Source organism: Cellulophaga sp. HaHaR_3_176 (genome assembly GCF_019021925.1).
GTDB lineage: Bacteria > Bacteroidota > Bacteroidia > Flavobacteriales > Flavobacteriaceae > Cellulophaga.
In genome coordinates this window covers 974,282-994,160 of sequence record NZ_CP058990.1, presented here as the reverse complement: position 1 = coordinate 994,160, position 19,879 = coordinate 974,282, and the positions used below count along the sequence as shown (strand labels likewise).

Sequence of the window (19,879 nt, the reverse complement as noted above, 5' to 3'; positions counted from 1 at the left end):
ACGTTTCTTATACTTAACGTTGCCAGTAATGTACCCAACAAACTATGAACAAAACCAAATTATATTTTATAACCCTATTTGTCTTTTTAGTTCTTGGTATTTATGTTTTTTTAAATTTTATGTTCAAAGTTTACATTTGGTGGTTTATTCCTTTCTTTTGGTGGCTTCTTATAAAAGATGTTATCACTGGAAAAAAATGGTTTGAAAAAAGACAGAAAAAAGATAACACTTTAAAAGAAGTAAAACCTTTTATCCCTCAATATATCGAAGAAGAATTAGATGTAAGCAAGAATGAAAAAGAAGGGCTTAAAGATATCGTAAAACTCTGCTCATCTCGAAAAACACAAAACAAATTATTATCTTTTATTGATACAAATAAATTCATTGAACTACCATGGTATGAATTGAATGAATATGCAATGGAAAATAAAATTGATTTATTCATACATCTAGATTGGAAAGAATCGGTAAGTGAGTTACATTATTGGATAGATTCTATAGTAAAATCATTACTCGAAAAAGAAATAGAACTACCAAATTATAAACTTTTTGAAGCTAATTATTTAATTAATAATGATTGGGACGCTTTTAAAGTATATAATGAAACTATTAAAAAACATAATTTACAGATAAGTTTATTAGAAACAGGCGGAGATGAATATGTTTTAGTAATTCATTTTACAGAAAATTTAGAAAAAGTTGGTAACGCCATTGCTATGCTAGGATATAAACATAGGTATTACAAATAAAAAAACTATTGGCAACAAAGGACTGAGGTAAAAAACAAACAAATTCTTCCTTAATTTGAGACACTATTATTCTAGGCTCATAGATTCAAAATTGTAAATCCTCGCGCATTTTCTATTCCGTTTTTATTTGCTAACTTTCGTGGTAAACTAAGCTAAAAACCATTTACAAAACCGTTGGCTATAATTAAAATGAAGTATTTAACTCTTACATATTATTTAATCCTGTCTGTATTTGCTCAAGGACAAGTGAGAACTATTCAAGTAAACGACATAAATTTTGATTTCCCAGAGTTAATTGAAGAAAATTTTAATATCATTAGTTCAAATAAAAAAACAGATTCTTTAGGTATCGATTATTTAATTTTTGAAATTATACCTAAACGAGAAGGACTTTATACTATTACTCATACTTTTTCTGATATAGAGAATGCAAATAACAATCCGACTATTACTGAAAAATACACTACTAAAGTGTTTGATATCAAGGAAATAAATTATAAAAGTAAATACGTTTTACCAGTATATAATGAACCAAGACAACAACTCTATAAATACAAAGACTTCTATTACAATACCAATTCACCGATAGCATTTAATAACATAAAAGATACGATTTTAATCCCTTTTATTCTCTGCAAAAATTTAAAAAAACAAGAAATTACATTCACAAAATTTGAAGATTTAAGAGGCTGGCATAAAGAAGGGAATGATATATTATCAAACGAAAATAGAATACCTATAGATCATATCAACAATGTCAAAGAGGTTGAAGTCGTCCATTTCAAGCATTCCTGGTCAACATCATATCATGTTGCTCATATTGGAACTCCTGGTTTGTCATCAATATATGGCGTTTTTGAAGCAAAGAAAAAGAGTAAATTAAAAATAGCAGTAGGAGAAGGTCTTGAAATCCCAATTGAAATCATACCTAAAAGAGCTTCTCTAAAAACTCATTACGGAATAAGTTGTGAAAGAACAGAATTATATGAGAATGGAGGTAGTCTAGTAACTACTTTTCATAAAGTTTTTGCACCAAACACGATAATCTTAAGAGAGGGAGATATTTTTAACGTTAAAATTAAAGAATTTGAAATTGCAAAGGGAATTGAAATTAAATTAGATACGATTGTAATTGAAAAAATAAACAAAGAATAACTACCGCCTACACAGTGTATAAGTAATTTTGATTTAACTGTTAAAACGAAAGTGCTTTAACTGCCCTACGTTTCTTATACGCAGACGTTAGCCATACTATTGAAAACCGATGAGTAAAAAGATAATACCGATAATGATTCTGACTTCTATCTTAAGTTTTCTTGGTTGTAAAGAAAAAACTGAGCCTATTCAGGAAAAAACCGAAATGGATTTACTTATCGAAAAAAGCTTTGATGAATTCAACAATAGAACTATTTACAAAAAGCTAACACCTGAAATTTTAAAGACAATACCTGACGATAAATTAGAACAAACAATTTTAGACAATATTGACACTAACTTTAAAATAGGAGAACAATATACTTTAGGTAAAGTATCAAAATTAACCAAAGGACAACAAGCAGTTTTCTCGACTTTTTGGTTGGAAGCAGAAGTATATAACGGAGGCTTCAATCAGTACTATTCTAATGCAAATGGAAAATTTTCGGAAATGGCTGAAATCGGATTTAAAATAATTGGCGGAGAAACATTATCTGAAATAGTTGCTCTTGCAAATAAAATTCATTTTACAAATAAAGCTAAACGTGAAGAATTTAACGATGGAAAGCTTCAAAGTTTTAATGATTCATACAAAGACAATCCATTAAACGATTTAGATACAAAATTTATAAATAATCTTGACTTAGCGAAATTTGGAGATTTAAGAATAAAATATATTAGAGATAATACGAACGAATTTACAACTCAATAAAAAACACTATGGCTAAGACACAAATTAAAATATGGAACAAATAAAAATAATATTCTTTGTCTTAACATCCTTTTTTGGGATTGAGGACGGACGAATTACAGCAGAGAAAACTATAGTTACAATAGATCCTAAAATTCATCAAATTAAAATTATTCAAGAAAATTTATTTACAGTAATTCAACCTGAAAAAGACACGACAATTATATTAGAGCAATGGGATAAATTACGATATTGGAAAGAACGAAAAACTTCTTGGGCAAAAGAATTGGATAGTTTTCCTGTTAAAAATTTGAGTTTCACACCTATAAAAGATTCAATTCAACCACATTTAACACTCAGTTACTTGAAAGAAAGGGACTTAAGAAACTTAGGAGTTTGGTTCAATGAAAATAAAAATCAATTTTCTGTCAATAATATTTCACAACATAACATAAAAACCAGTGACGGTAAATTAGAAGGAAACTACTGGGTTTTTAATGGAGATAGTAAATTTAGTTTTACTATAGAACCATTTTTAAAAATGCCTGAAAACTATAAAAAATTAAAAAAACCGCTTAAGGAATTATTAGAAAACAAAAAGTAATAAAGTAATAAAGAACTGAGATAAAAACTAGCTAATTCTTACTTAATTTGAGACACAATTATTTTAGGCTCATAAATTCAAAATTGTGATTCTTTGAGCTTTTTTTTTTCGATTTACCCTCTATTTATTTAGGTAGTACAGATACATAAGTTTTATTTATGGTGCTCCATCTTTCATTAGTAATTTCCTTTTCTACAAGATATAAATACTTTACAATACAGCACTAATTTTATTTTTCAATATTCTCAAGTTTTTCACAATGTTTTAAAAAGTATTATGTTTTATAATAGTTAAATGGCACTCTCGCCTTAATTTAAATTTATTTTACTGTAAATTATAATGCATAATTTTGAACATATATTGTAAACAAGACTAAGAAAATAAACGTCTAATAATTTTATAAGATGATGCTATTAATATATAGTGATAAATAAAGTTTTACTTTAATAATTTAACCTTCTTATTCTAATCCAAAAAGCATAGCAATCGCCTATAAATTTTAGTAAAACATGAAAGAAAATAGCTTTAAAAAGTACTTAAAAGGCTTACTCATTATTATATCCTATCTTTTTATTTCTCAACTTACGTATGCGCAATCTAAAATTTACTTTGATAAAGACTGGAACACGACAACGAAAGAAAAAGCGGAATTTTATAGGCTTCTAACTAAAAAAAACGACTCTCTTTTTCATATAAAAGATTTTTACATCAATGGGAAGCTACAAATGGAAGGGCACATTTCTGAGCTAGAAAATGAAACCCTAGAAGATAAGATAGTTTGGTATACTGCTGAGGGAAAAATAACGAATTCCGCAACCTATAAAAAGGGCATATTACACGGACCGTCTATAACCTATCTAAACAATGGTAAAATAGATTATACGACCACGTATAGAAACGGAGAAATTTATGATGGCATCTATTCTAGTAGATATTCTGATGCCTATTTTAAGCAGTATTATGCGCATGGAAAATTAATTAAACAAGTAGAATTTAAAGCAAGAAATGATTTCCACAACCTTAAAACACGCGTATTTGGTATAGAAAAAGATACCGTATACTGGAGGAGTACTAAAGGAGATAAACAAATAGGTATAGGCATTTACCCAAGTTCTAGTACTGAAATTATAGAAGGATTAAAAATTGAGAATAATTCTTCAATAGCTGTACATACCCATTATAAAGACAGTAAAAGAGAAGGTATTCAACAAGTTTTTTATAAAGATACACTGCTAGCAGAACAAACCTTTGTAAATGATGTCGTGGTTTTAGAAAGATCTAAAAACCCATTGAATGGTAAAACTGTTGAAATTAATTTTAAAGAAGGTGAACCCTACACTGGTCACCTTTTTCAATTTGATCAGGTGTATGAATATTACAATGAATTTATTTATGAAGAAGGTATCGTACTTATTAAAAACCATTATGAATTGCTCGATGGTGCCTTAAAATTGAATTTAGAAAAGTCTTATAAAAAATAATCCTCTTATTAAAAAACCTTTGTTAAAAAAGAACATATATAAAACATAGGCAGTTTGTACTTAATCAAAAGGTTTACTTATTTTTATAAAGTCGCTAAAGCTTATGGGTTTAGTTTTAGAAGAAAATACAAACAACAAGCTTTTGCTATGTGCGTAGACGGAGGTAAGAAACTTTCGTATGCTCCACGATACACTTGGCTACAGCGTAGGTTATAATTTAAAAATGAACAAAATAATACTACTATTACTAGTTTTAGCAACAATTTTACCTTGTAAGACAGAAAAAACAACTGAAATAATTGTTATTGGAACACTTCATAAACCAGAACCTAATTTCAACCCAGAAATTCTCTTTAATATATTAGAAAATATACAACCAGATTTTATATTAGAAGAACTAGACTCTTCTTTTTTTACTTCAGATTTTAAACACAAAAGTGTTTCAAATAGTAATGAACGTATGGCATCTGAAAAATATATTGAAAAATACCCAACGACTAAATTGAGACCTTATGAATTTGAAGGAAGAAATGAATATAGGATAAATATTGGCTCACGACCAACAGATGGGTTAACAACAAAACTAATAGATAGCTTAAATAACGTTGATTTATTATCCGATACAGAAGCTGAAATTCATAATAAATATAAAGCGCTCATAGAGCCATTAATCATATTAGCATCTAAATCTCCTGAAAATTTCAATACCCCATCAACGGACAGCATTTGCGCAGAAAGACAATATTATCAGTATACAATGCTATCAAAAATAACGAATAAAAGAAATGAATTTGCAACACGTTTTCACACGAAACCAAATGGTGAAAAAATAAGTTATCGAGATGGATATCAGTTGGCTGGTGATTTTTGGGATTTAAGAAATCAAACAATGGCCAAAAATATAATTCAGATTTCTGAACAGCAACAAGGCAAAAAAATTGTTGTACTCTGTGGGTTTATGCACAGATATTATATTTTAAGTGAATTGAAAAAATTAACAGAAGACAAAAATATGATCATAAAAGAGTTTTACGATAAATAAAAACTGCTGCCAACAAAGAGCTAAGCTAAAAAAAAATCAGTTATTCTTAAAGACTTTTCTTTTAAAAACAGAACCTCTGTAGTACGGCGATACTTTTATTTTTTTCAATATTTTTTTACTTCTGCAGTTCTCTGCAAGTTTTAAAGAGTATTATGTGGTATGGTAGCTACGTAGTTTACCTCACAAATATTTATGTAACTTACAAATATTTTTCAGGTGTATATTTGAAGATTAACTGTAATAAATAATAATGAAAACATACGCTTAGCAAAAATAAAAATGAAGGCTTCTTAATAAAATTTTCATACAAGAACTCTTATAGCTAAAAGAACCTACCTACATAAATTGACCTCAAATCAGAATTTTATGGACAACTCTTTATTTTATACCAAGCTTAAAAATCATAAAGAACCCATAACGGAATTACTTTCAAAAACGGACAACTTTAAACGAATTCCTGATAATTGGTATATTATAGTAACCGATATAAAAGGTTCAACGGTATCTGTAGAGAAAGGGTTATCTGAATTAGTAAATCTAATAGCAACAGGTAGTATTGTCGCTGCACTAAATATCGCTAAAAAACATACTATAGATATTCCTTTTTTCTTTGGTGGAGATGGAGCTACGCTATTAATTCCATCTATTTTACTTCAAGAAGTTATGGAGGCTTTGGTTATACATCAACAAAACATTCAAAAAGAATTTGATATTGTATTAAGAGTTGGAAATATAGCTGTTTCTAAAGCGTATAATAACAACCAAGAATTAAAAATTGCCAAAGCAAGCATTAATGAGCTACATACAATTCCTGTAATATTAGGTAATGGGTTACATTATGCAGAAAAAATAATAAAATCTAGAGATATAAATTTTGAAGTTGAAAATAAACAAAAAGCTCATTTAGATTTAAAAGGTATGGAATGCAGATGGAATAAAATTTCACCTCCTGAGAACTCAAACGAAGTAGTTTCTTTATTAATAAACGCCATGCATGAGTCGGAACAAGCTTCTATCTTTCAAAACATTTTAGAAAAAACAGATGAAATATATGGGCCCTTACAGAGCAGAAGCCCTATTTCTATTGATAAATTAGAATTGAAATTTAATTATAAAAGGATTAAAACAGAGCTGAAAGCTGGTCATAAAAAATTTAGTATTATAAATTTTTTAAAGGTTTGGTTTAGTGGAATGATTGGTAAATATATGTACTTACCTAATAATGAAGGTCAAAAATATTTAAATGAGTTAAAGCAATTATCTGATATTTTAGTAATGGATGGGCGTATTAATATGGTTATATCTGGCAGTCCAAAACAAAGGCAATTGTTTACTAAATATTTAGATGATTTAGAAAAAAATGAGCTAATTATTTATGGCATTTATGTTAGCAAAAAAAGTATCATGTCTTGTTATGTTCAAAATAGAAATTCAAAACACATCCATTTTGTTGATGGTGGCAGTAGTGGGTATACTAGAGCTGCTAAAATATTAAAACAAAAAGTACTACATAAAAAATTAAGCCTTTAAGAGCGTACCAATAATTCAAACAAATACAACAAACAACTACACTAAAAACAAACCTAATTTCTACGTTACTTAATACCGCCATCATTGTAGATTGCTAGGCTTAAAATTTCATAAGTACACGTAGTAACTCCTCCTTTTTTCTTAAAAAACAGAAACTTTGCAATACGACGCTGGGTATAAATTTTAAAACATTTTTTACTACTGTGGTTTTCCACAAAGTTTTAAATAGTATTATTTTCTATATTAGCAACGTAGTAATTTACCCATACATTTTTATCTATTTTAGAGCATTAACTGTAAATAATAGAAGATAAATTAAGAAACCGTATAATTACGGTTATTTAAAATAATTAAATATAACAGTACTTGTACGGTTAGCCGTACGTTAGCAAATATACTGAAAGAACATTTTTACAAGTAGTCAAAATTTGATAACTACAACTTAAAAACCAATACAAATGGAGAAGAATAATAAATTGGAAATAATCGGTTTCGCACTTATGGCTATTGGTGGATTATTTTGGTTATCCGAAAAATTCTACGTGATAGAAGAATTAAATTCAGTTTACAGCTGGGCAAGAATTGTATTATATCTCGGACTCGCTGTTTGGGCATTTGGATTAATGAAAAAGGAGTCTAAAAAAAAGAAACAAAAGGAAAGCGAAAAAACGAATTTAAAATAAAAAAATTACGTTTTGTAATTCGAATGGAATTGAAACTTGACGGGAAAAATCTAAGTCGCAAACATTACGGAGATGGAATTTAGCAAGTTTATGCAGATGGACTTCTCTCAAACGCAACTGTTACGAATGGATTTACAACTCAGACGGAAAAGTACATTTGCTAACAAAACCTAAACGTAATGCGGAGTTTTGGACTAAATCGAAAGGTCTGTGTATATTTACTAAGTCGCTAAATCTTATGGATTTAGCTTTGGACAAGAAAAAACAAAACTAAACAATAAGCTTTAGCTTCGTGCTCAGACGGAAACGAAAAGTTTCCTTGCCTCCGCACTACGCTTAGCTAAACCGTTAGGCGTCATTAAAAAAAAACCGAGAATGAAATTTGAAATTATCGTAAATAACATATTTGATGACGTTAAATTAGACAACTCTTTAAGTCCGACTGACAACAAATCAGTTCTTGGAATAATCAATGATTTTGAGAATGGAGAATGGAGATATGAAAAGTTTCAAAACTATGTTTGGGATAACATTAAAGAAACTGCTTTGAGTCATAGCGAAAGACAAGCTTTGTTGAATGATGGTGCAGGTACAATTCTTTCTGAATCAGCAAAGAAATTACGATTAATTGAATCTGTAGATGCAATTGGTAGAGGTAGTGAAATTGCAGAAATTGTTCTTTATGGAATAATGAAAGACCACTATTCTGCTCTTCCAATTGTACCTAAAATATTTTACAAACAAAACACAAAAGATGAAGCCAAAGGTTCTGACAGTGTCCACATTGTTATAGAATCAGAAGACTCTTTTTCACTATGGTTTGGAGAATCTAAATTTTACAACAGTATCGAAAATGCCCGTTTAGACACAATTATCACTTCTGTGAAAGATTCTATTAGTTTAGAAAAAATCAAAAAAGAGAATAGCATTATTACCAATTTAAGTGACATCAACGATTTTGACGAAATTTCAGATGAATTAAAAACCAAAATAAAAGCAAGTCTTTCTCAAGGTGTATCAATTGATAAAATAAAGCCAATTTTAAATATTCCTATTTTACTTTTATATGAATGCGAACAAACAAAAACAGGAACAGCTTTAACAGTAGAATATAAACAAGGGATTGTAGATTATCACAAAGACAGAGCGACACAATATTTTAAAAAGCAAATTCAAAAATGTACAGATGTACATTTATACGAGAAAATTAATTTTCATATTATCCTGTTTCCTATTGCTGACAAAGATAAAATCGTAGATAAATTTATTCAAATAGCAAAAGTTTATAGAGATTAGATATGCAAGAACAAGTTTTTGATAAATGCCATATAATTAATGAACTTCTAGTTGGTAAACAAGAAAATGAAGCTCGACAAGAACTCATTAAGTTATTAGACTACCATAACACTAATGAATTAGCCTATAATCCATTGGTTAACCATTTAATAAGAGAAACAGGACTTTTCCCCTATTTAGAACCCGAAACCTCCAATTGGGAAGAACGATTTATCTACAATGCTTTTAAAGTGGACGTTGGAGAGGAAAAACCACTAACGCTTCATAGAGAACAATCATTATTGCTTAAAAGTCTTTTAGAGGGTAGAAATATTGCTGTAAGTGCACCTACAAGTTTTGGGAAGAGTTTTGTAATTGACGCTTACATCAAAATCAAAAAACCGAACAACGTATTAATTATTGTACCAACATTAGCCCTAACAGATGAAACTAGAAGAAGACTATATAAAAAATTTGCACACGAATATAAAATCATAACTACCTCTGATGTTAAATTATCAGATAAAAATATTTTTATATTTCCGCAAGAAAGAGCAATGAATTACATCAATATTGTAGAATCATTTGATATAATGATTGTTGATGAATTCTATAAAGCTAGTAGTAAGTTTGATAAAGAAAGGTCGCCTAGCTTAATTAGAGCAATGATAAAACTTGGTTCTAAATCTAATCAAAAATATTATCTCGCACCAAATATCACGTCTATAGATAGCAATCCATTTACAGAAGATATGGAATTTATCAGGCTTGATTTTAATACAGTTTTTTTAGAAAAACACAAATTATATAATCAAATAAAAAACAACGAAGAAAAGAGCGAAAAACTATTAGAAATATTATCTAAAAATAGAGGGAAATCTTTGATTTATGCAGGTACATATTCAAACATAGATAGCTTAACTTATCTTTTTCTTGACACATACGAACCTGTAAAAAATGAACTGCTTGATATGTTTGCAGATTGGCTTTCTAAAAACTATGATGTCAATTGGAGTTTAACAAAGTTAATTAGTCGTGAAATTGGTGTCCATAATGGTAGATTACACCGTTCGTTAAGTCAAATTCAAGTAAAATTATTTGAAGAAGAAACAGGTATTCGTAATTTGATTTCAACTTCTTCAATTATAGAAGGAGTGAATACGTCAGCAGAAAATGTAATAATATGGCGAAATAGAAAAGGAAGTGCAAAACTAGATGACTTCACTTACAAAAATATTATTGGAAGAGGCGGTAGAATGTTTAAACACTTTATTGGTAAAATATACATTTTGGAAGAACCACCAATTGAAGGTCAAACTCAATTAGATATTCCATTCCCAGATGAAATATTGGGAGATTTAAACGATACGAAATATGAAGGATTACTAACTAAAGAACAAGTTGCAAAATTAAAAATCTATAATGATGAAATGGGCGAACTTATAGGCGTCCAAGCATATGACGAGCTTAAAGCAGAATCTGCATTTCAATCAAGTAATTCCGAATTAATTAAAACAATCGCTATTGACCTATCTACAAATCCAGAAGAGTGGAATGGTTTATATTATTTGAATGAGTTCAAACCTGAAAATTGGGATAGATTATTATACAAGGTTATAAAATTACAACCAGGGAATTGGGATACGGCTTATAAAACTTTTGTCGAGTTTATTAAGATTATGGCATATAATTGGAGTAAATCCATTCCCGAATTACTAAAAGAACTTGAAGATTATGACGTTGGCATCGATAAATTCTTCCTTTTAGAAAGAAACGTAACATATAAGTTTTCTGCTCTATTAAATGATTTAAACACTTTGCAAAAAAGAATTTTAAAGGATAAACAATATGATATTTCTAAATTTATAAAGTGGTGTTCTCACGCATTTCTTCCAAAAGTGGTATTTCAATTAGAGGAATATGGTTTACCTCGAATGATTTCAAAAAAACTACACGAATCGGAAATTATTAATTTCTATGATGACGAATTGACAATTCATAGCGTAGTTGAAAGCCTTAATGAAATTGGAAAAGAAATGACTTTTGAAAAAACGAATAATTTAGATGAATTTGATAAATATATATTGAACTATTTCTTTGACGGAATAAAAATAACGAACGCCCAACAACGTATATAAAAAATAGCGGTTTTGGTGCTTAAACGAAAGATAAATAATAAAACAAAGGACAGGTATAAACCGAAAAGCTAGTGAGTAATAATCCGCTACTATTCTTATACTAGACCGTTGGCAACAATTATAAGCAAGAATGAAAATTGAGTATATATTAAGAGAAGAAAACTTCATCGAATATCATTTATTTTCAATAGACGAAAACAAGAACACGATGAAAACCCTAAATATATCCAAAGTATTTCTGGTTGGACTTTTACTATATTTTGCTTTTGATTTGTATAATCACAACCAAACGATATTTGCAGTATTATTGGTAATTTCAGCAATCTTAACTTTAGTTTTCTATACCAAAATTTACAAAACGAAACTTAGAAAACACTACACAAAGATTGTGAAAAACAGTTACGCTGACAGGGTCGGAGAAAAAGAAACTATGGAGTTTACTTCTGAACATATAATTACCAAAGAGAATGACGGAGAAAGGAAAACTAAAATATCTGAAATTGAAAAAATTAATGAAACTCAAAATAATTTTTTTATTAAACTTACAAATGGCACTTCATTTATTATTTCAAAAAAAGGAATCGATAACTGGGAATTAATTAAGACGAAATGGGAAGAATTGAAAATCCCCTTGTTCGAAAATTTATCATGGGAATGGAAATAAATAACTGTTGCCAACAATGCCTAAACGTAATGCGGACTTTAGGGTGAAAACGAAAGGTCTGTGTATATTTATGAAGTCGCTAAATCTTATGGATTTTCCTTCGGAAAATCAGACGTTACAAACACGCAACTATTCTTATACATAAATGTTAGCCACAATTATAAAAAAAAACGTAACATAAATTGAACATTGGCGTCAGATAGATAAAATCATCAATCAAAAATCTAATCAACAAATGAAAAAAATCAATCTTCTTGGATTAATTGCGTTTATCAGCTTCAATCTAAACGCACAAAATAATCCATTTACGCCAATCGAAAACAACGACGGTTGGAAAACGGAAAATCAACTAAAAAATAACACGAAAATCCAAAAAATGGACAGCCTTATAACCAAAGGCCACTTTAAAGAGATTTCCAGCGTTGTAATTGCCCATAACGGAAAAGTTATTTTTGAAAATTATTACAACGACAACAATTCTGACACGAAACATAATACTCGTTCCGCAACAAAAACTATAACAGGAACTCTTATTGGTAGTTTAATTAAAGATGGCTCGTTAAAATCGGTCAATGAAAAAGCATCCAAATATTCAAAAGTCAAAGATTTACAAAATTCCGACAGCCGAAAAGACGAAATTACCATTGAGGATTTGTTAACGATGTCTTCGATTTTGGAATGCGATGATTGGGACCAAAATTCTCGCGGTCAAGAAGAAAAAATGTATATAATCGAAGATTGGGTTAAATTTTATTGGGACTTGCCGATAAAAGGATTTCCCGAATGGAAAACTAAACCAAAAGACACAAAATACGGCAGAAGTTTTAGTTATTGTACAGCAGGAGTTGTTGTTTTGGGCGATATAATTAATAGCGTTTCAGGCTCATTGGAAAATTATGCAGACAAAGCTCTTTTCTCAAAATTAGGCATCACAGATTACCATTGGCAAATAACACCGACAGGTTTACCAATGACAGGTGGAGGTTTAGGACTAAAAAGTAGGGATTTCCTCAAACTCGGGCAATTATACTTGAACAGTGGCAAATGGAATAACGAACAAATTATATCGACTGACTTTATAAAACAATCGACAACAGCACATTCAGAAGTTGGTATGTTTGATTATGAATATGGATATTTATGGTGGCTTTCCGAATTTGGAAAAGAGAATAAAGAAAAGGCGTACTTTATGTCAGGAACAGGTGGTAACAAAATAGCTGTTTTCCCTGATTTAGATTTAGTAGTTGTTTTAACAAGCACATATTTTAATGGAGGAATGGAATCGCATAACCAAACAACAAAATTATTGGACGAATATATTGTTCCCGAAATACAGAAACTGAAGAAATAACTGTGGCTAACAACTTATATAAAACATAGTGCGAGTCGTTGCCAACACAAAGGTTCGAGCATTTTTGCAAGGTCGCCAAATTTTTAAATTTGGCTTATTGATAAATAAAGGTAATAAGAAAATTAAAAAATTCGGCTCGTACTTAACCGAAAAGTTATCGCCTTTTTCAGCGCTACTTTTCATATACGAGACGTTCTACACCATTTCAAAAAAACTATGAGAATACTTATAATATTATCGTTTTTTATAACCGCAATTATTTTTGGAAATAGTAAAACTAACATAGCTATAATAGCTTCTGAGAAGCTTCTTCCTAGAGAGTTAGTGTCTGCTAAAAAAATTGACCAAATGAGAGAATTGTCATATATGAAAATAAAGGTTGAATCTGAAAATGAAGAATTTAAATTTGTTAACGATTGTATAGAAATCTTTTCAAAACTTAATGAAGCGACAAATAAATTTTATTCAAAACTTGAAAATAATACTAATACTAAAATATTAATAGCGAACATCGATGCATATAATGAAGCATTAAATCATCTCTCTATAGCTAATGACAGTATATATAAATATACCCAAAGTGAGAACAGAAAAATAAGAAAATCAGCAATTGATTTATCCTTTTTAATAAATGACTTAACTGCATTGAATTATGAGTTTTTGAATTTTATAATTTTAAAAAAACATCCCGTAAATGAAGTAATAGAAAGGAATAAATTATTGATCAAGCAAAACAAAATTAATTTAAGTTCAATTAAAGAAATTTCGCTTGAAATTCGTTTGACGCTAGTTAAAGAGAGTCTTAATAACAAAGATGAACAATGCTCGGTATTGACTTTAAATCAGCGAGACTTATTGAATAGTCAACTTATAGAGAAATTCGGAAAATCAGTAAAAAAAAGAGATAAAAACGATATAAAAAATTCTATTGAAAATTCATCAAGCCTTATTTATGAATTTTTAAATATGGAATGGATTTTCAAAAACGAATAAAAACTGGTTACAACAAAGAAAGTTATTGATACATGACATCGATTAACAATTACACTAACTCAGAACGCCTATGCCCGCTCTAAAAAAACAGCTATTTCTTTTTCTAAAACATCTTCCATAATGATGGTATTATCTGTCGCTACAAAACCAATTTGCTTTATGTTTCCTTTTTCTAAATTCCAGTACATAACAGTATAGCCTGTAACTGGAGAAACCCAAACTCCTTTTTGCTGTTTTTCCTTTTCTTGCTTGGTTTTTTCAGCTTCTGTAAACTCAATATAAAGCAGCTTAGAAAAATCATTCGGTGCCACATACGTATCGTAATAATCATACAGTTTTTGTGTTGGGTAGTTCGCATCTAAATACGTAGTTAACTCTTTCTTTATGTCATTTCTTATACGTTCAAAATCAGCAGCTTTAGTGTATAATTTTATCGTTTTAAAACTCCAAATACCATCTTCTTGCACTAACTCTCGTACTAAGCTAATATTATTTTTTGATGTAATATTTAAGATTAAAGAAAGTTCATGATAATAACCTAAAAGCTCAGAATCTTCAACTTTAAACAGGCTTAGAAAGTAATCCGATTTCTCAAGCACCTCAGCCTCTGAATATTTTGCTTCAAGATTAAAAAACACTTCATTATAATCCCAAACTAAATCAACCCCAAGAGGTTTCATTTTTGCAGAAATAACATCATGTATTTCAACTACAGCAATTCGTTGTAAATACCGTTCATGAAAAGATAATCCATCTGGATAATCAGAAGCTATATCGGTTTGTGTTGCTATGGTTTTAGCATCAAAAGTGATGAAAAGCTCTACTCTAGGTTCTTTTTTTTGATATACCCTTACCGAAAAACAATTCGGGTTCATATTACCTGAATTAAAAAATCGTTTTAAGTCACTATACTCTAAAAGTTCTCCATAATTAGCAGCTAAAAAGGTTTCTAAGTTTTGAGTGGCTACCTTTTCTGATACCATATATTTTGCTTTCAAGCCGTAAAAGACTATTACAATTAAAATAACAATGCTTATTAATATCTCTTTAAATCCTATATCCATACTATCAAATGTACTATATCATTTTCTAATTTCTATCACTGTAATCCGTGAGGACTTTCTATTCTAAAAACAAAGTATACTCATTATTTATTGCCTTGAAAACTATTAAAACGAGTATAATTTGAATAAAAAAAGTCACCCAAATGGGTGACTTTAATAAACTATAAAAACTGTAATTTTATTGAACTTCTTGTGTTTTTCTTTTTTTCATTACTCTAAAAAAGAAAGCCGTTAACAGGCATGTAATTAATAAACCGGCCCAGTTAGATGTGGTAGGACTTAAATTAAAACCAATAGTTGGGTCATAAAATATGTATGAAAATATTACCGAAGTAATAAAAAATGCTGGTACTAACGCAATGATATATTGTTTTTTGTTTTGATATAAATATACCGTACCTATCCATAAGGCAATAGCGGCTGTAACTTGGTTAGACCATGAAAAATAACGCCATAGCAGTTGAAAATCCATATTGGTAAGTATAAAAGAAATAGCAAATAAAGGAATTGCCACAGCAAACCTATTACGCAATACTTTTTGATCAATTTTTAAGTAATCTGCAATAATCATACGTGCTGCTCTAAAAGAAGTGTCACCTGAAGTAATAGGTAACACAATAACTCCAATAATAGCAACAGTACCACCAACAGTACCTAATAATATAATGGCAATTTTATTTACTACAGCTGCAGGTCCCCCCTCTTCCAATAGTGCACTTAACTCTTCTGGATTTAATAAACTCATAGAAGCAGCTGCCCAAATCATGGCAATAAAAGCTTCTAAAATCATCATACCATAAAAAACCTTTCTACCATCTTTTTCATTATCTATAGTACGCGAAATAATAGGCGACTGTGTGGCATGAAAACCAGATAAGGCACCACAAGATATAGTTAGAAAAATTACTGGGTAATATGGTATTTTTTTAGGATGTAAATTTTCTAGCGTTAGTTCTGGCAATGGGTCTCCGTAAATAAACATTCCGATACAAATTCCGATAGCACTAAGAATTAATAACATGCCTAAAATAGGATATATTTTTCCTATTATTTTATCTATAGGCAATACTGTAGCAATAATATAATAGATAAAAATACCTAGAATAATTATTTTTAGATAGTCAGTATCGCTGCCTATTAATGCATTAATCATTTCAGCTGGTGCGGTAACAAAAACGGTACCTACCAATACTAAAAGTAATAAGGTGAATAAATTAACAACGTGGCTAAATGATTTACCCAAAAACCGTGATGCCATGGCTGGCAAATGTGCTCCTCCAAAGCGTATAGAAATCATTCCTGTTAGGTAATCATGTACTCCTCCGGCAAATATAGACCCGAAAACAATCCATAAAAAAGCAGATGGACCGTATAATGCACCTAGTATTGGCCCAAAAATGGGACCAACTCCCGCAATATTCAAAATTTGAATAAAAGAGTTTTTATTACTATTCATAGGCACAAAATCTACCCCATCTTGTAAGGTATGTGCAGGTGTAGTTTTGTTAGCGTCAGAATTAAAAGTTTTGTCTACGAATTTACCGTATGTAAAGTACCCTATTATTAATAGAATAAAAGCAATTATAAATGTGATCATATTTTGTATTGTTGAACTATAAAAAAGACACCTATAAGTGTTCTATTTTTAATAGTATTCATCAAAAATTTTACACCGTATAAAATAGGGTGTACCCTAAATTAGGCGCGCAAATTTACAAAAGTTTCTGCTGGAAATTAGATAGCTATTAAAAAACACAAAATCTAGTACTGTACTATTACAATACTAGATTATTTAAGTGCTATGGATAGATGTCGTAATTGTTATTTTTTTTTAAAACAATTACGAGTAATAAAAATAGGAATGATAATGCTGTTATTTTAATTCCACCCTAAAAGGCGCTTCACTATCTACATCATCAAAATCTCTTTGAGATACCAATTTATTTTCTAAAGGCTCGTAGAGTTCAGATTTCATATTACTACCATTAAATTTAGAGGTCCAGTATACCAACTTCTTTAAATTCATATTTCTAAAGTCTTCGGATACTTTTTCAGAAAAATCACAACCACTAATACTTAATACTTCAAGCTGTGTTAATGTGGCTAGTTCTACCGGTAAAACAACTTGCTTAAAATTGTTTATTCCTAAAACACGTAGATTTTTTAGATTCGCAATCCAAGTTGGTATTTTTTCTTCTCTGTTATGTGCGCTAATAAAAAGTGTTTCTAAATTCAACTCAGAAATTGATTCTGGATATGTGCCTCCATTTTCATTTAAGCCTTCTAACCAAAGGTGTTTTAAAGAACTCCAATTCGATATTGCTTCAATACTTTCATCGTTAATATGATCACAATGTATCAGTTTTACCGCTTCAATAGTTTCAACGTTTAGGTTGTCTATGGTTTTAAAAGCTACACTTTGCATTCTTAATTTTTTAAGCTGAGGCAAATTTACAGCAGGAAAAGCATCAAAGCCTTTGGCTTCAAATATCCCTAAAAATTCAAGATTTGGTATCTGGGCTAATAAACGCTCTAAGGCTTCGGTAGTTCCGTTATAATCATCAATTCTTAACACTTTTAAATTGTTGTGTTTATAGGCCGTTAATACATTGTTATGTTCGGGATTGGCTTTTTTAAACGTAATGGTAAGCTCTTTTAAATTTATGAAGTTTTTAAGTAAGCTATCTAACTGACTCACATCACTGGTAAAATCAAACGATTCAATTTTTTCAGGATGTCTAAAAGTTTCAAAATTTAAAACATTATTTACATCATTATTTCTATGTCCAAGATTAAATTTAGCCGCACTAATTACTGCATAAAATTCCTCTAAATTAAGAATTGGTGTGGCTTTAACTTCCACATTAAACACCTCAAAAGGTTCTGTTCCTGCTTTTATGCCTTTAATTTCAGAAATAGTTAAATTGGTAATATGCTTAGGTAAATGGTCAGTGTCTGCAACTAAAGCACTCGCATTTTTAATCGTCAGGTTATCTAACTGTTCAATTTTTGAAAATACTGAAGGGAAAATTCTAACAGCTAATTTTATATCTTTAGTATGCCACTCTTGAAATCTGTATAATTCAATATTTTTAAGTTTTGTACATTGCTCAATCCCTTCAAAAAGCCAATCTAGTTTATGTTCTAGTTTGTAATGAAGCGTTGTTAAATTTTTAAATGCAGCTAATGATGTTTTATGTGGGGTTTCTGGTGCTTCACAATCTATAGTTATCGTCTTTAAATTAGGGAAAAACGACGCGTTATCTAACACGAAATTAAGTAGTTTGGGTGAATCTATTTCTATAGATTCTCGCAGACTAATTTCCGTCATTGGTGAAATATTAGTTTCGCTATATGTAATTTTTGTTATTAATTCAGGTCTAGGTGTATCTCCAAAACATCTAGACGCATCGCCAAAAAATAAGGTAGCTGATAAGGAATCTATCTTAGGGGCGTTAAGTTCAAAAAGCTCTAATTTTGGTAAATCTTCAAAACCACTTGGTAAGTTATCTATGCTTTTAGATAAAATCTGAAACTTTTTTAGTTGCTTTAAATGACTAACATCTTTAGGTAATGTTGTTAATTCATTTAAGTAAAACAATTCTATACGTTTTAAGGATGCAGGAAACACGACTTGAGATAGGTCTTGCACGCCTACATAACGTAGTTTGAACACTTTTAATTTAGTAAGTTTTGTAAGCCAATTAAAATCGGTTAGATTCATATTAGGAATAATTTTTCCAATCCAATAATCACCTTCTATACGTATTTTTTTTAAGGATGTTAACTGAGACATTGTACTTGGAAACCTTTTTAAACAAGGCGCAACAAGCTTTAATTCTTTTAATTTTGATAAATTACCAAAATCCTCTGGTAGTTGCTCAAACTCTCCCTCGAGATCTATTTCTTCTAACGACGTTAATTTTGATATCTCATTAAGAATACTATCATATTTATTGCCTTGTCCTTTTAAATGGATTTCTAAACTTTTTACGCCATTAAATCGTCTTAATATATGAGGATGTTCTAACAAGCGATCTAAAAAATCTACCGAAAACCTAAAAAATCCCAGTTTTCTATTCTTTCTCGTCATTAGATCATATAATTTAAGAAGGTCTAAGTCTTTAGATAGCAACCCGTATTCTAAAAAGGAAATCATTCTAGCTGCGTTTCTTCCTTTTTGTGTTATTTTTTTTCGGCTTTTAAAGGCTAGTTGCAAAGCTTCTGGGGCTTGTTTTTTTATAATGTTAGCACACTCTGCTCTATTTTTTTTATCTGAGGTTGCTTTTGCAATCGTAAAAATTTCATAGTAAAAATCTTCTGGAAAGTTTTTACACTTTTTAATATCTTCATAATATTCATCCATTTTATAATAGGTGAATTCAGGGACTTCTGCTGGTTTTGTCATAGTAATCGTTAA

General features: G+C 29.7%; 16 protein-coding genes. 13 read left to right on the top strand and 3 right to left on the bottom strand.

Annotated features, from left to right (window positions below; genetic code table 11):
* Positions 1-119: 119 nt before the first annotated feature.
* The 13 genes from H0I23_RS04205 (at position 120) to H0I23_RS04145 (ending at position 14,395) form a co-directional block, all read left to right on the top strand.
* The gene (locus H0I23_RS04205; RefSeq protein ID WP_216785212.1) at positions 120-749 is read left to right on the top strand and encodes a hypothetical protein; all 630 of its coding nucleotides are present in this window, start codon (positions 120-122) and stop codon (positions 747-749) included.
* Positions 750-938: 189 nt separating this feature from the next.
* Positions 939-1,904 (top strand): hypothetical protein, encoded by a 966-nt coding sequence (locus H0I23_RS04200; protein ID WP_216785211.1) that lies wholly within the window; start codon positions 939-941, stop codon positions 1,902-1,904.
* A 109-nt stretch (positions 1,905-2,013) separates the two neighbouring features.
* Positions 2,014-2,655: a DUF4375 domain-containing protein gene (locus H0I23_RS04195; protein ID WP_216785210.1), complete on the top strand. Its 642-nt coding sequence runs from the start codon at positions 2,014-2,016 to the stop codon at positions 2,653-2,655.
* 31 nt (positions 2,656-2,686) lie between these two features.
* Positions 2,687-3,238: a hypothetical protein gene (locus H0I23_RS04190; protein WP_216785209.1), complete on the top strand. Its 552-nt coding sequence runs from the start codon at positions 2,687-2,689 to the stop codon at positions 3,236-3,238.
* A gap of 509 nt (positions 3,239-3,747) precedes the next feature.
* Positions 3,748-4,719 carry a hypothetical protein gene (locus H0I23_RS04185; protein WP_216785208.1) on the top strand — a complete coding sequence of 324 codons (972 nt, stop codon included), beginning with the start codon at positions 3,748-3,750 and terminating at the stop codon, positions 4,717-4,719.
* A gap of 223 nt (positions 4,720-4,942) precedes the next feature.
* Positions 4,943-5,761 carry a hypothetical protein gene (locus tag H0I23_RS04180; protein ID WP_216785207.1) on the top strand — a complete coding sequence of 273 codons (819 nt, stop codon included), beginning with the start codon at positions 4,943-4,945 and terminating at the stop codon, positions 5,759-5,761.
* A 366-nt stretch (positions 5,762-6,127) separates the two neighbouring features.
* On the top strand, positions 6,128-7,291 hold the full coding sequence (locus H0I23_RS04175; RefSeq protein ID WP_216785206.1) for a DUF3095 family protein: 1,164 nt from the start codon (positions 6,128-6,130) through the stop codon (positions 7,289-7,291).
* Between the two features lie 458 nt (positions 7,292-7,749).
* A complete protein-coding gene (locus H0I23_RS04170; RefSeq protein ID WP_216785205.1) occupies positions 7,750-7,974 on the top strand; it encodes a hypothetical protein in 225 nt (74 codons plus the stop codon).
* 375 nt (positions 7,975-8,349) lie between these two features.
* The gene (locus H0I23_RS04165; protein ID WP_216785204.1) at positions 8,350-9,270 is read left to right on the top strand and encodes a DUF1837 domain-containing protein; all 921 of its coding nucleotides are present in this window, start codon (positions 8,350-8,352) and stop codon (positions 9,268-9,270) included.
* Between the two features lie 134 nt (positions 9,271-9,404).
* Positions 9,405-11,387 (top strand): DEAD/DEAH box helicase, encoded by a 1,983-nt coding sequence (locus tag H0I23_RS04160; protein WP_254073650.1) that lies wholly within the window; start codon positions 9,405-9,407, stop codon positions 11,385-11,387.
* A gap of 388 nt (positions 11,388-11,775) precedes the next feature.
* Positions 11,776-12,051, top strand: a complete 276-nt coding sequence (locus tag H0I23_RS04155) for a YcxB family protein (RefSeq protein WP_216785202.1) — start codon at positions 11,776-11,778, stop codon at positions 12,049-12,051.
* A gap of 235 nt (positions 12,052-12,286) precedes the next feature.
* Positions 12,287-13,402: a serine hydrolase gene (locus H0I23_RS04150; protein ID WP_216785201.1), complete on the top strand. Its 1,116-nt coding sequence runs from the start codon at positions 12,287-12,289 to the stop codon at positions 13,400-13,402.
* 216 nt (positions 13,403-13,618) lie between these two features.
* Positions 13,619-14,395 (top strand): hypothetical protein, encoded by a 777-nt coding sequence (locus H0I23_RS04145; protein WP_216785200.1) that lies wholly within the window; start codon positions 13,619-13,621, stop codon positions 14,393-14,395.
* Between the two features lie 68 nt (positions 14,396-14,463).
* Here H0I23_RS04145 and H0I23_RS04140 read toward each other — a convergent pair whose 3' ends face one another.
* The 3 genes from H0I23_RS04140 to H0I23_RS04130 all read right to left on the bottom strand — a co-directional run bounded on the left by H0I23_RS04140 (position 14,464) and on the right by H0I23_RS04130 (position 19,867).
* Positions 14,464-15,459, bottom strand: a complete 996-nt coding sequence (locus H0I23_RS04140) for a hypothetical protein (RefSeq protein WP_216785199.1) — start codon at positions 15,457-15,459, stop codon at positions 14,464-14,466.
* Between the two features lie 178 nt (positions 15,460-15,637).
* On the bottom strand, positions 15,638-17,056 hold the full coding sequence (locus tag H0I23_RS04135; RefSeq protein ID WP_216785198.1) for a carbon starvation protein A: 1,419 nt from the start codon (positions 17,054-17,056) through the stop codon (positions 15,638-15,640).
* Positions 17,057-17,332: 276 nt separating this feature from the next.
* Positions 17,333-19,867 (bottom strand): leucine-rich repeat domain-containing protein, encoded by a 2,535-nt coding sequence (locus H0I23_RS04130; protein WP_216785197.1) that lies wholly within the window; start codon positions 19,865-19,867, stop codon positions 17,333-17,335.
* Between the last annotated feature and the right edge of the window lie 12 nt (positions 19,868-19,879).